The organism is Pseudomonas pharyngis (assembly GCF_021602345.1).
In the GTDB taxonomy this organism is placed as follows: Bacteria; Pseudomonadota; Gammaproteobacteria; order Pseudomonadales; family Pseudomonadaceae; genus Aquipseudomonas; species Aquipseudomonas pharyngis.
Genome location: NZ_BQID01000002.1, coordinates 388,377 through 402,087, shown reverse-complemented (window position 1 = coordinate 402,087; position 13,711 = coordinate 388,377). Strand labels below are relative to the sequence as shown.

General features: G+C 62.5%; 9 protein-coding genes and 1 tRNA gene. 7 read left to right on the top strand and 3 right to left on the bottom strand.

The window, feature by feature from the left end; translation table 11 throughout:
* Positions 1-9: 9 nt before the first annotated feature.
* From fdxH to L6D74_RS05380, 6 genes are all read left to right on the top strand, one after another.
* The gene (fdxH, locus tag L6D74_RS05405; protein WP_011334112.1) at positions 10-945 is read left to right on the top strand and encodes a formate dehydrogenase subunit beta; all 936 of its coding nucleotides are present in this window, start codon (positions 10-12) and stop codon (positions 943-945) included.
* A complete protein-coding gene (locus tag L6D74_RS05400) occupies positions 942-1,595 on the top strand; it encodes a formate dehydrogenase subunit gamma (RefSeq protein ID WP_011334113.1) in 654 nt (217 codons plus the stop codon). Before fdxH ends, L6D74_RS05400 begins: the two co-directional genes overlap by 4 nt.
* A 3-nt stretch (positions 1,596-1,598) precedes the next feature.
* The gene (gene fdhE / locus L6D74_RS05395; RefSeq protein ID WP_236188080.1) at positions 1,599-2,525 is read left to right on the top strand and encodes a formate dehydrogenase accessory protein FdhE; all 927 of its coding nucleotides are present in this window, start codon (positions 1,599-1,601) and stop codon (positions 2,523-2,525) included.
* Between the two features lie 47 nt (positions 2,526-2,572).
* Positions 2,573-3,982: an L-seryl-tRNA(Sec) selenium transferase gene (gene selA / locus L6D74_RS05390; protein WP_236188072.1), complete on the top strand. Its 1,410-nt coding sequence runs from the start codon at positions 2,573-2,575 to the stop codon at positions 3,980-3,982.
* Positions 3,979-5,889: a selenocysteine-specific translation elongation factor gene (gene selB, locus L6D74_RS05385; RefSeq protein WP_236188425.1), complete on the top strand. Its 1,911-nt coding sequence runs from the start codon at positions 3,979-3,981 to the stop codon at positions 5,887-5,889. The genes selA and selB overlap by 4 nt, the downstream gene beginning before the upstream one ends.
* Before the next feature lie 6 nt (positions 5,890-5,895).
* Positions 5,896-5,991: transfer RNA gene (locus L6D74_RS05380), tRNA-Sec, on the top strand.
* Between the two features lie 9 nt (positions 5,992-6,000).
* On the opposite strand, the gene L6D74_RS05375 is transcribed toward L6D74_RS05380, so the two are convergent.
* Positions 6,001-7,296 carry an OprD family porin gene (locus tag L6D74_RS05375; RefSeq protein ID WP_373874454.1) on the bottom strand — a complete coding sequence of 432 codons (1,296 nt, stop codon included), beginning with the start codon at positions 7,294-7,296 and terminating at the stop codon, positions 6,001-6,003.
* A gap of 207 nt (positions 7,297-7,503) precedes the next feature.
* On the opposite strand from L6D74_RS05375, the gene L6D74_RS05370 reads away from it, so the two are divergent.
* On the top strand, positions 7,504-9,699 hold the full coding sequence (locus tag L6D74_RS05370; protein WP_236188069.1) for an OsmC domain/YcaO domain-containing protein: 2,196 nt from the start codon (positions 7,504-7,506) through the stop codon (positions 9,697-9,699).
* 69 nt (positions 9,700-9,768) lie between these two features.
* Here the strand turns inward: L6D74_RS05370 and L6D74_RS05365 are convergent, their stop codons facing one another.
* Entirely contained in the window at positions 9,769-11,067 is a 1,299-nt protein-coding gene (locus L6D74_RS05365) for a carbohydrate porin (protein ID WP_236188062.1), read from the bottom strand.
* Positions 11,068-11,151: 84 nt separating this feature from the next.
* On the bottom strand, positions 11,152-13,557 hold the full coding sequence (locus L6D74_RS05360; protein ID WP_236188061.1) for a glucose/quinate/shikimate family membrane-bound PQQ-dependent dehydrogenase: 2,406 nt from the start codon (positions 13,555-13,557) through the stop codon (positions 11,152-11,154).
* Positions 13,558-13,711: the final 154 nt, after the last annotated feature.

Here is a 13,711-nt window from a genome sequence, read left to right as displayed (position 1 = left end):
AATCTTTAGATGGCCAGCCAAGACATCATTGCCCGCTCGGCCACCACCACGCCGGCGCCTTCAATACGCGGCCAGGAACAGGTGGCCAAGCTGATCGACACCACCAAATGCATCGGCTGCAAGGCCTGCCAGGTCGCGTGCTCGGAATGGAACGAGCTGCGCGACGAGGTCGGCCACAACCACGGCACCTACGACAACCCGCAGGACCTGAGCGCCGATTCATGGACGCTGATGCGCTTCACCGAGCACGAAACCGACGCCGGCAACCTCGAATGGCTGATCCGCAAGGACGGCTGCATGCACTGCGCCGAGCCAGGTTGCCTGGCGGCGTGCCCCAGCCCTGGCGCGATCATCAAGCACGCCAACGGCATCGTCGATTTCGATCAGGACCACTGCATCGGCTGCGGTTATTGCATCACCGGTTGCCCGTTCAACATCCCGCGCATTTCGCAGAAGGACCACAAGGCCTACAAATGCACGCTGTGTTCGGACCGGGTGGCGGTGGGGCTGGAGCCGGCCTGCGTGAAAACCTGCCCGACCGGGGCCATCGTGTTCGGCACCAAGGACGACATGAAAACCCATGCCGCCGAACGCATCGTCGACCTGAAAAGCCGTGGCTTCGACAACGCCGGCCTGTATGACCCGCAAGGCGTCGGCGGCACCCACGTCATGTACGTGCTGCACCACGCCGACACCCCGAAAATCTACGCCGGCCTGCCGGACAACCCCGAGATCAGTCCGCTGGTGGGTTTGTGGAAAGGCATCAGCAAGCCGTTGGGTCTGCTGGCCATGGGCGCGGCGGTGCTGGCCGGGTTCTTCCATTACGTGCGGATCGGCCCGAACCGGGTCGAGGAAGATGAACATCCCGATCCGCCCGACACCTCGGTGCACGTCGTCGATCCGGCAGTGCACACCTTCGACCCACGTGGGGAGGGCCGGCCATGAGCAACAAGACGATCCTGCGCTACACCGCCAACCAGCGCACCAATCACTGGCTGGTGGCGATTCTGTTCTTCATGGCCGGGCTGTCGGGGCTCGCGCTGTTTCATCCGTCGATGTTCTGGCTGACAAACCTGTTCGGCGGCGGGCCGTGGACGCGAATCCTGCACCCCTTCATGGGCGTGCTGATGTTCGTGTTCTTCCTGGGCCTGGTGTTTCGCTTCTGGCGCTCGAACTTCTTCATCGACAACGACTGGAAATGGCTGCGGCGCATCGACCGGGTGATGGTCAACGATGAAGAAACCGTGCCGGCGGTGGGCAAGTACAACGCCGGGCAAAAGCTGCTGTTCTGGACTTTACTGCTGTGCATGCTCGGATTGCTGTTCACCGGGCTGGTGATCTGGCGCGCGTATTTCAGTCACTACTTCGGCATCACCACGATTCGCTGGGCCATGCTGCTGCACGCACTGGCGGGGTTTGTGCTGATCCTGAGCATCATCGTTCACATCTACGCCGGGATCTGGATCAAGGGCTCGGTGGACGCGATGATGCACGGCTGGGTCAGCCGCGCCTGGGCCAGGAAACACCATGCACTCTGGTATCGCGAGGTGGAAAGCCAGGATCCGCCGGAGCGACCGGTCACGAAAAAGGGCTGACAGTTGCCAACCATCCTCGAACCCGGAGAAATCGAAGCGGCGGCCAGTTCGCCGCCGTTTCTGCATTTGCCGCCACCCAACCTGTTCATGCTGCGAGCCCAGCGTCTGGAACGTTTGGCCGAAGGACATCCGCTGGCCGATTACCTGCATTTGATCGCCGGTTTGTGCCGTGTCCAACAGCAAATCCTCGATGATCCGCCCTCGACCGCGCCGCTTGATGAACAGCGGCTGGAAGTCTGTCGGCAACACGGCATGCCACCGTTTGCCGCCGACACCTTGATTCGCGAGGACACTTGGCAGCTGTATCTCGAGGCCTTGCTTCAGCGTTATGTCGCCCCCGAGCAACCGGCCGTGATCGAGGCCGTGACCACGCTGCGCATCGCCAGCCCCGGCCAGTTGCGCGCCTGGACCGTGGCGCTGGTCAGCGGCCAGTATTCGCTGGTGCCGGCGGCGCTGGTGCCGTTTCTCGGGGCGGCGCTGCAAGCGGCGTGGAGTCACTGGCTGCTCAGCGCACCGAACCTGCAACTGACACCCGGCGACAGCCTCAGCCAGTGCCCGGCCTGTGGCTCGCCGGCCATGGCCGGGGTGATCCGCCATCGCGGCAAGCACAACGGCCTGCGTTATCTGGTGTGTTCGCTGTGCGCCTGCGAATGGCATGTGGTACGGGTCAAGTGCGTGTATTGCGAACAGAGCAAAGGCTTGGAATACCTGAGCCTTGAGGATGACCGCCACGCCGCCAATCAGGCGCCGCTGCGCGCTGAAGTCTGTCCGGGCTGCAACAGCTATCTGAAGTTGCTGTATCTGGAAAACGATGGCGAGGGCGAGGCACTGTCGGCGGATCTGGGCAGTCTGTTGCTCGACATGCGCCTGGCTCAGGACGGCTATCAGCGGCTGGCGCCGAATCTGCTGTTGGCGCCAGGAGACGAATGAGGCAAGGGTCTACACTCAGGCGCATCGGCTTTTTTCCGGAGTGCCTGATGTCCGTCAGTGTCTGTGCCTTGCGTTTGCCTTCCCTCGACAGTCTGTTACGCCACCCCGCGTGCCAGCCCTTGGCCGAGCGTTACGGACGCGAGGCCCTGGTGACGGGGTTTCGCCAGTTACTGGATGACTTGCGCGACGCCGTGGTGGCAGGGCAACTGACCGCCGTAGAAATCAGCCCTGAAGCGCTGGCCGGAAGGGTTTCTGAACGCCTGGCCCTGAAGCAGCGCAGCCAGGTGCGCCGGGTGTTCAACCTGACTGGCACCGTGCTGCACACCAACCTCGGGCGCGCTTTGTTGCCCGAAGAAGCCATTGAAGCGGTGCAACTCGCGGCGCGCTATCCGTTGAATCTGGAATTCGATCTGGCCAGCGGCAAGCGCGGTGACCGCGACGACCTGATCGAAGGCCTGATCCGCGAACTGACTGGCGCCGAAGCCGTGACCGTGGTCAACAACAATGCCGCCGCCGTGCTGCTGACCCTCAACAGCCTCGGCGCGCGCAAGGAAGGCATCATTTCCCGTGGCGAGTTGATCGAGATCGGCGGCGCGTTCCGCATCCCCGACATCATGAGCCGCGCCGGCGTGCGCCTGCACGAGGTCGGCACCACCAATCGCACCCATGCCCGCGATTACGAAGCGGCGATCGGCCCACGCAGCGGCCTGATCATGCGCGTGCACGCGAGCAATTACAGCATCGAAGGCTTCACTGCCCGGGTGCCAACCTCCGAACTGGCCGTATTGGCCCATCGGCATGACCTGCCGCTGCTGGAAGATCTTGGCAGCGGCAGTCTGCTGGACCTGACCCGCTGGGGGTTGCCGGCGGAACCGACGGTGCGTCAAGCGTTGCTTGATGGCGCCGACATCGTCACCTTCAGCGGCGACAAATTGCTCGGCGGGCCCCAGGCGGGGGTGATCGTCGGGCGCAAGGACCTGATCGCGAAGATCAAGAAGAACCCGCTGAAACGCGCGTTGCGGGTCGACAAACTGACCCTGGCCGCACTCGAAGCAGTACTCGGACTCTATCGCGACCCGGATCGGCTGGCCGAACGCTTGCCGAGCCTGCGTTTGCTGACCCGTCCGCAAGCCGAGATTCTGGCCCAGGCCGCACGCTTGCAACCGGCCTTGTCCCAACTGCTGGGCGAGGGCTGGACCGTCACGGCGATGCCAGCGCTGGGCATGATCGGCAGCGGCAGCCAACCGGTGGCGCGCCTGCCAAGCGCGGCGCTGTGCCTGCGCCCGCTGGTGTCGAAGCGCCTGCGCGGACGTTACCTGCTGAATCTGGAAGCCGCGCTGCGCGCCTTGCCGATCCCGGTGCTCGGGCGCATCGATGACGATGCGTTGTGGCTGGATCTGCGGCAACTCGACGATGAGCCGGCGTGGCAGGCACAACTCGGGCAGTTGCAAACGTGATCGTCGGCACGGCGGGGCACATCGACCATGGCAAGACGTCACTGCTCGAAGCGCTGACCGGGCAAACCGGCGACCGACGCCCGCAGGAGCGCGAACGCGGGATGACCATCGACCTCGGTTATCTGTACGCAGAACTGGCGCCCGGCGCCGGGCTGGCCGGTTTCATCGACGTGCCGGGCCACGAGAAATTCACCCACAACATGCTGGCCGGAGCCCAAGGCATCGATCTGGTGTTGCTGGTGGTGGCGGCGGATGACGGCGTGATGCCGCAGACCCGCGAGCATCTGGCGATTGTCGAGCTGCTGGGCATACCACGGGCGCTGGTGGCGATCACCAAATGCGACCGGGTCGAGGCGCGCAGGGTGGAAGAGGTGCGCCGACAGGTTGAAAGCCTGCTGGCACCCGGGCCCTATGCCGAAGCACCGTTGCTGACGGTTTCCAGTGTGACGGGTGAGGGCGTCGATGCGCTGCGCGAAGCGTTGCGGCAGATAGAAGGCGAGGAGCGCAGTCGCGAAGGCGGTTTTCGCCTGGCCATCGACCGCGCGTTCAGTGTCGCCGGCGCCGGTATTGTGGTGACGGGGACGGCGCTTTCGGGCTCGGTCGCCGTGGGTGACAAACTCAGCCTCGGCCCGGCGGACAAAACCGTGCGGGTCAGGGGCCTGCACGCGCAGAATCAGACCGCCGAACAAGCCTTCGCCGGCCAGCGCGTGGCCCTGAATATCAGCGCGGATCGTCTGGAACTCGGGCAGATCCATCGCGGCCAATGGTTGCTCGCCGAATGGCTGCACGCGCCGACCCAGCGGCTGGATATCGAATTCCGGTTGTTGCCGGGCGAGCGGGTTTTCGAGCATTTCCAGCCGGTGCACCTGCATCTCGGCACGCAGGACGTGATCGCCCGGGTCGCCTTGCTGGAGGGACCGAGTCTGGCACCCGGCGAGCGCACGTTTGCGCAATTGCTGACCAACGTCCCGGTGCACGGCGTCCACGGTGATCCATTGATCCTGCGTGATGCCAGCGCCCAGCGAACGCTCGGCGGTGGGCGCGTGCTCGATCCCTTCGCCCCGGCCCGCCAGCGCCGCAGCCCGGAACGGCTGGCACAACTGCGCTCGTTGGCGATCAGCTCCGAACTGGAACAGGCCTTGCCGACGTTACTGGAATACAGCGCAAGCGGCCTCGACCCGCAACGCCTGGAGCGACAGTTCAATCGTCCGCGTGACGGCTGGACGCTGCCGGACAATGTCCGCCTGATCGAAACCCGTCAGGGCCCGGTGCTGTTCAATGCGCAGCGCTGGGGCATGCTCAAGTTCAGGCTGCTGGAGCAACTGGCGCGTTTTCATGAGCTGGAGCCCGATCAGATGGGTCCGGACCGCGACCGTCTGCGGCGTTTCAGCAGTTTGAGCCTCGAACGCGCGAGCTTCATCAGCCTGCTGGAAGAGTTGCTCGGCGCCGGCTCACTGGTCGCCAGCGGCCCGTGGCTGCATTTGCCCGACCATCAGGTGCTCCTGAGCGCCGACGACGAAACTCTGTGGCAGGCGTTGCAGCCGTTGTTTGAACAGGCCGGCTTCGATCCACCGTGGGTACGTGACGTGGCGAAAGTCGTCGGTCAGGACGACGCAATCGTGCGTTTGCTGCTGCGCAAACTGGCGCGCCTTGGCGTGATGCATCAAGTGGTGCGCGACCTGTTTGTCACCGACATCACCCTGCGGCAAATGGTGGCGGTGCTGTTGCGCCTGGCCGAAGAAAATCCGCAGATCGAAGTCACGGCCTTCCGCGATGCGCTAGGCTTGGGACGCAAGCGCAGTATTCAGATCCTCGAATACTTCGATCGGCTGGGCCTGACCCGGCGCGTCGGCGAAGGCCGGCAAATCCGCTCCGACAGTGCGCTGGCCAACCCCGGCGCGGACTGAGTTCAAGGAAGGCAATCGCGCCCGGTGGCGCGGCCGGGCTTCAAACCCGGTTGGGGACGGCATCCGTTCCCGGGCAGGTTCGACTCCGGCTGCCTTCCGCCATTTCTCCCCTCAAAACCCCAGTGGGTACTGGATCACCACGTAGATCCGGTCAATGTCGTCGCCCGCCTGAGCGCTGTTGGCCCGGTGCGACACGTGGGACAGCTGCACCGACAGATCCTTGGCCGCGCCGGACTGGACGATGTAACGCAGATCGATGTCGCGTTCCCAGTGTTTGCCGCCGTCCCCTTGCTGAGGCTGATATTCACCGGAATCCGCGTCGAACGGGTTATAGGCGCCGCCCTTGGGCGCGTGGGTGCCGTCGATGTGGCTGCCGGAAACGTAGCGGGTCATGAAATTCAGCCCCGGAATGCCGAAGGCGCCGAGATCGAGGTCGTAACGCGCTTGCCAGGAGCGCTCGTGGGCACCGTTGAAGTCGGCGTACTTGATCGAGTTGGCCAGGTAGATCGAGTCGCCACCAACGAAATCGAAGGGCGTGTCGCCATTGATGCGTTGCCAGCCGAGCATGACCGCGTGGGCGCCAACGGTGTATTTGCCCGAAAGGCTGAACGCGGTGTTGTCGATGTCGCCGGCCAGTGCCTGCCCGGTGTCGCGGGTGTGATAAACGTTGGCATCGAGCAACAGACCGGACTGTTTGAAATGCAGGTTGGCGTAGTACTGGCGCCAGGTGTCGCTCAGATCGGACGCATACAGCGCGCCGCCCACCGGGCTGTCGCTGAACAGCTCGGTGCCGACAAAACTGATGCTTTCGCCTTGGGTGCTGGCGCCATAGCCCTGAAAGTCGCCTTTGCCGGAAGAACTGTCCTGGTTCTTGAACGCCGTGAAGCGCCCGGCGACAAGGCGCGCGTTATCGATCTCGTGGCTGTCGAGCAGCAACCCCGTGGCGTATTCCGGTTGCAGGCGTTTGTCCGAGGTGTCGAACACCGGCGTTTCCACGGTCATTTCACCGAAGGCGAGGGTGGTTTTCGAAGTCTTCAACTTCAGCGCACCACCGGCGCTGGAGTATTCGCTTTCGCTACGGCCATCACTGTCCACCGGCAAAAGTCCGGTGCCGGAATGCCCCTTGCCGCCATCGAGTTTCAGCCCATAAAAGGCGTGGGCATCGAGACCAACCCCGACGGTTCCCTCAGTGAAACCGGATGCGAAAGTGCCGATAAACCCTTGAGCCCATTCCTGTTTGTAGTTTTTTCCGGCAGGCGAGGGCGAGCGGTAATCGTTGCTCAAGTAGAAATTGCGACTGAGCACTTCGGTCTTGGCGTCGTCGAGAAGTCCGCTGGCGCACGCGGTGTCGGCGAGCCCGCCAATCATTAAGGCGAGCGCGAGGCGCGGCTTGGATAAAACCATCATGTGTCAGCAACCAGGATTGGCGGAAGGTGACGCCATGGTCACGCGGATCGGCTGCCGGCGATTGAGCGCATGTGCTGAGTTGAATGTGTGAACAAGCGTCATGTTCCGCCGGCCGGCTCAGGATTGATTGTTCAAAGCACAAGACTTCACGCTCAAAAGCCGGATAATGGCGGCCAATTTGTTTAGCTCGCTATTCTGGTAACCCGCATGGAAATCAAGGTCAATTTTCTCGACAACCTCCGACTCGAAGCCAAGTTCGATGACTTCACGGTGGTGGCCGACCAACCGATCCGTTACAAGGGCGATGGCTCTGCACCGGGTCCGTTCGACTATTTCCTGGCGTCGTCGGCCTTGTGCGCGGCTTACTTCGTAAAGTTGTACTGCAGCACCCGCAACATCCCGACCGAAAACATTCGTCTGTCGCAGAACAACATCGTCGATCCGGAAAACCGCTACAACCAGATCTTCAAGATCCAGGTCGAGCTGCCGGCAGACATCTCGGAGAAGGATCGCCAGGGCATCCTGCGCTCCATCGACCGCTGCACGGTGAAGAAGGTAGTGCAGGCCGGGCCGGAGTTCGTAATCGAGGAAGTCGAGAACCTCGACGCCGATGCCCAGGCCTTGCTGATGCCGGCGTCCACCTCAGGCGCGGGCACCTGCATTGCCGGCAAGGACCTGCCGCTGGAACAGACCATCGCCAATATGTCGGGGATTCTGGCCGACCTGGGCATGAAGATCGAAATCGCTTCGTGGCGCAACATCGTGCCCAACGTCTGGTCGCTGCACATCCGCGATGCGCAGTCGCCAATGTGCTTCACCAATGGCAAGGGCGCGACCAAAGAAGGCGCGCTGGCCTCGGCGCTGGGCGAGTTCATCGAGCGGCTCAACTGCAACTTCTTCTACAACGATCAGTTCTGGGGCGAAGACATCGCCAATGCCGAGTTCGTGCATTACCCGGACGAGCGCTGGTTCAAGCCCGGCGCCAAGGATGAGTTGCCTGCGGAAATCCTCGATGAATATTGCCTGGGCATCTACAACCGCGACGGCGAACTGCGCGGCTCGCACCTGTACGACACCAACTCCGGCAACACCCAGCGCGGCATCTGCTCGCTGCCGTTCGTGCGTCAGTCTGACGGCGAAGTGGTGTACTTCCCCTCCAACCTGATCGAAAACCTGTTTCTCAGCAACGGCATGAGCGCCGGCAACACCCTGGCTGAAGCGCAGGTGCAGTGCCTGTCGGAAATTTTCGAACGGGCGGTCAAGCGCGAAATCCTTGAGGGCGAAATGGCCCTGCCGGATGTACCGCAAGAGGTGCTGGCGAAATACCCGGGCATCCTCGCCGGCATCCAGGCGCTGGAAGAGCAGGGCTTCCCGGTGCTGGTCAAGGACGCGTCGCTGGGCGGTGAATTCCCGGTGATGTGCGTGACGCTGATGAACCCGCGCACCGGCGGCGTATTCGCCTCGTTCGGCGCGCACCCGAGCTTTGAAGTGGCGCTGGAGCGCAGCCTCACCGAGTTGCTGCAGGGCCGCAGCTTCGAAGGCCTCAACGACCTACCGCAGCCGACCTTCTCGGGCCAGGCCGTGACGGAGCCGAACAACTTTGTGGAGCACTTCATCGATTCCAGCGGCGTAGTGTCGTGGCGCTTCTTCAGCGCCAGGGCCGACTTCGAATTCGTCGAGTGGGACTTCTCCGGCAACGGCGAAAACTCCAACGCCGAAGAGGCCGCAACGCTGTTCGGCATCCTCGAAGACATGGGCAAGGAAGTCTACATGGCGGTCTACGAGCACATCGGCGCCAAGGCCTGTCGCATTCTGGTGCCGGACTATTCGGAGATCTATCCGGTAGAAGACCTGATCTGGGACAACACCAACAAAGCGCTGCAATTCCGTGCGGACATCCTCAACCTGCACAACCTCAGCAAAGTCGGCCTGCGCAACCTCGCCAAAGGTCTGGAACACAGCGAGCTGGACGATTACACCGACATCACCACGCTGATCGGCATTGAGTTCGACGACAACACGCCATGGGGCAAGTTGACCATTCTCGAACTGCGCCTGCTGATCTACCTCGCCTTGCAGAAGTACGAGCAGGCCAAGGATTTGGTCGAAGCCTTCCTGCAATACAACGACAACACCGTCGAGCGTGGCTTGTTCTATCAAGCGGTCAACGTCGTGCTGGAAATGGAGCTGGATGAGGATCTGCAGCTGGAGGACTACGAAGCCAACTTCCGCCGCATGTTCGGCGACGAGCGCATGGATGCGGCGATCGGCTCGGTCAACGGCACTGTGCGCTTCTACGGCCTGACGCCGACCAGCATGAAGCTGGAAGGGCTGGATCGGCACCTGCGCCTGATCGAGAGCTACAAGAAACTGCACGCAGCGCGGGCCAACTTCGCGGGTTGATTCGGTTGGCAGCAGGCACAAAAAAAGCACCTTCGCGGGTGCTTTTTTTGTGGTCGGCAGATGATGGTGTCAGAGCGCGGCTTTCACCTGCAATCCAAACACCAACGCATTGTCGATGTCCTGGCCGGAAAACGCGCCCGGCTCAATGATGTATTGCACATTCGGGCGCAGCGTCAGCCATGGAGTGGCTTGGTAGCCATAGCCGAGTTCGATCAATTGTTCGGCGCTGTCCAGATTGGGGAACGCGGCGCCATTGGCCATGGCGGTGTCCTGCAGCACATCGCGGCTGCGCGGGTTCGGCACTGCGCGGCCGTAACCGAGCGCCACGGTGTCACGCGGGCGGCCTTCGAAAGGCTTGTACAGAACCAGACCGGTGCCGTACCACTTGCTGAACGGCGAAGCTGCCTCGCTGGCCGCCGAGTATTGGCCGAAAGCGTGCAGGCTGCGACCTTCAGAGACGTCCGAAGCCCAGACGGCCTGATCGATCAGGACGTAATGGCCGCCGCGCCCGGACACTTCCTTGTCACTGCCGATGCGTTTGACGTCGGAGCTGTCGTAGTAATAACCGAGCTTGTACTCGCCGGGCAGTTTGCCGGCCTGCTTGTAGACCAGTTCGATCGGCACCACGGTGCCGGTGGTGTGTTTCGGGCCCAGGTGCCAGGCACGGCTGGAATTGCCGTTGCTTTCCGGATCGACATTGAACGCGGCTACGCGCAGTTGCCAGGCCGGGGAGAGGTCGTATTTCACCCGCACACCCAGGTGGGCGTTGGGGTAGTTGGTCCAGCCACTGCCACCGGACATGTTCAACGGATGGCCGCAGAAACCGGCGTTCATGAAGTTGCAGAGAATGCCGCTGTCCAGCCCACCGAGGTCGTTGCCCATCGCCATGTAGCCGAGTTTGACGTTCAGCGCCGGGCTAAACAGGCTGCGCTCGTAGCTCAGCTCGGTCAGGCGGGTGTAGAGGCCGCCGTAGTTTTCCTGAATCGGCAGACGGTTGCCGACCAGGTCTTCGGAGGCACTGTTGCCGCGTCGATCGTTGATGGTCAGCTGAATCTTGCCCGCGTTGTCCACGCCGTACAGTTTGCTAAGGTCGAACTGCGCGCCGAGCTTGATGTTCTGCGAGTAACGCGCCGAGCGGTGCAGGCCGCCGTCGGCGTTGTAGGCGGTTTCGCCGGTGTAATCACCGGTGAACTTGATGCCGTCTTCGTCGAACTGGTGGCGCAGGCCGCCCCAGTCGCCGGTCAGGGTGCTGCGGGTAAATACGTTCGAATCGGTATCGGCAAGGGCGGGCAGGGCAGCGCCGCAGGTGAGACCGAACAGCATGCCGGTGAAAACCCCGGCGTGAGAAAAGCGAACAGCCAATGACATTGCGCAAATCCAGAGCGAAGGACATTAAACAACGCGGCACCCGAAGGTGCCGCGCACAAGTGAAACGAAGGCGAACGCGACGGTTTACGGCAGGGCGTAAGCCATTACGTAGTCACCGCGATCAGTCGACTGGCGAGCGCCACCGGCGGTGATGACCACGTATTGCTTGCCGGTTTTCGGCGACACATAGGTCATCGGGCCACCCTGGCTGCCGACCGGCAGACGCGCTTTCCAGATTTCTTCACCATTGGCGCTGTTGAAGGCGCGCAGGTAGAAGTCCTGGGTGCCGGCGATGAAGATCAGGCCGCCCTGGGTCGACAGCGTGCCGCCGAGGGTTGGCAGACCGATCTTGATCGGCAGGTGCATGCGGATGCCCAGCGGGCCCGTGTCTTCAACGGTGCCGACCGGCACTTGCCAGGCGACTTTCTGGGTTTTCATGTCGATGGCGGTCAACGTACCGAACGGCGGGGCCTGGCACGGAATGCCGGCAACCGACAGGAAGCGGTTTTTATTCACGGCGTAAGGCGTGCCCTTGAGCGGCACGGCCCCCATGCCGGTGTTCAGCGCTTCGCCACCGGAAGAGGCCTGAGCCTTGTTCTGCGACGGAATCATCTGAATCCACAGGCCCAGACGCATGTCGTTGACGAAGATGAAACCGTGCACCGGGTCAGTAGAAATGCTGCCCCAGTTCATGCCGCCCAGCGAACCCGGGAAGCTCAGGGATTTGTCGGTGCCCGGCGCGGTGTACAAGCCGTCGTAACGCATCGACTTGAAATCGATCCGGCACAGCAGTTGGTCGTACGGGGTGGCGCCCCACATGTCCGATTCAGTCAAGTGCTGGGCACCGATCTGCGGCATGCCCACCGATTTCGGCTGGGTCGGCGAGTACGGCTCGTTGGGGATGTTGGCAGCCTTGACCGGCACTTCTTTAACGTCGGTCAACGGTTTGCCGGTGGCGCGGTCGAGTACGTAAATCTGCCCGGCCTTGGTGCCGATGACCACCGCCGGTACGGTTTTACCGTCCTTGGTGAAGTCGATCAGGCTTGGCTGCATCGGCAGGTCGAAGTCCCAGAGGTCGTTGTGGACGGTCTGGAATACCCACTTTTCTTCGCCGCTGTTGGCGTCCAGCGCCAGGACGGAGGCACCGTAGGTGTGATCGAGTTTGCTGCGCTCGACACCATAGATGTCAGTGGAAGAACTGCCCATCGGCAGGAATACGGTGTTGGTCGCCGGGTCGTAGGACATCGGCGCCCAGCTGTTCGGCGTGCTGCGCACATAAGTGCTGCCGTCTGCGGGTGCCTTGCGATCGGTTGGATTGCCCGGGTCGAATGCCCAGCGCATGGCACCGGTCATCACGTCGAAACCACGGATCACGCCGCCCGGCATGTCGGTTTGCACGTTGTCGGCCACACGACCGCCAACCACCACGGTGGTGCCGGCCATCAGCGGCGCGGAGGACAGTTGATAGTAGCTGTCCGGCACATCACCCAGACCGGCCTTCAGATCCACCTGGCCATTGTTGCCGAAACCCCGGCAGAACTCGCCGGTGTCGGCATCGACCGCGATCAGGCGGGCGTCGATGGTGTTGGTGAGCAAGCGACGTGTGCAGTTGGCGACCGGAGCGGTCGGGGTTTCAGTCACTGGCGAGCTGGCCGGTTTGGCGACGGCGGCGCTGGCGTCGAAATACGCCATGCCACGGCAACGCTGCCAGACTTTGGACTGAGCGTTGATCGCGTTTTTCCAGAGTTCTTTACCGGTGTCGGCATCCAGTGCGATCAGGTTGTTGTGCGGGGTGCAGATGAAGACTTTATTGCCGATCTGCAACGGAGTCAGCTGGTCTTCGGCACCGTTGCCATCGCTCTCGGCGATGTCGCCGGTGTGGTAGGTCCACGCGACTTTCAGCTTGTCGACGTTGCTGCGATTGATCTGGTCAAGCGCGGCGAAGCGGCTGCCGCCTTCGGTATTACCGTAGTGCGCCCAGTCTTTCTGCGCCTTTTCCGGCTCGACCGGCGTCAGGCCCGGACCGGTACCGGTAGGGGCGACGGTCGGGTGCGCAACGAACATGTTGCCGGCAGCCACGGCCAGTCCAACGGCCAGAACAGCCGCAACGGCGTAAGCACCGCGACCCGCAACGTCACCATTGGCGCGTTTGAGCAGCGGATAGACCAGCGCGACCACCAGACCCACCGCGCTGAACATGAACAGGCGCGAGAACACTGGCCAGAACACCAGCCCTGCGTCGATCACGGCCCAGATGGCGGTCCCAACCAGAAACGCCGCGAACAGCCAGGCCCCGGCAGGCTTGCGCCGCGCGATCAGCAGACCGGAAACGGCCATCACCAGACCACCCACCAGGAAGTACCAGGAGCCTCCCAGGCTGACCAATTTCACACCGCCAGCAGCCAGTGCCAGGCCGAGCAGGGCGATGATCACCCCGAGCCCGACCAGAATGAATGTTGATATGCCCGAGAGGCGTTGACTCTGCTTCACGTTGAATGTCCCGTTGAAATGAGGCGAGCATTATATAGTTAGGTAACTACCTAGTTAAATCACTAAATCAGCATGAAGTGTAGTTTGCTGCTCAGCGAAGCGTCGGATCGGGGGACGGTTTGCGCCTGTCAGGCTGCAAGCGATATTGAAAAGT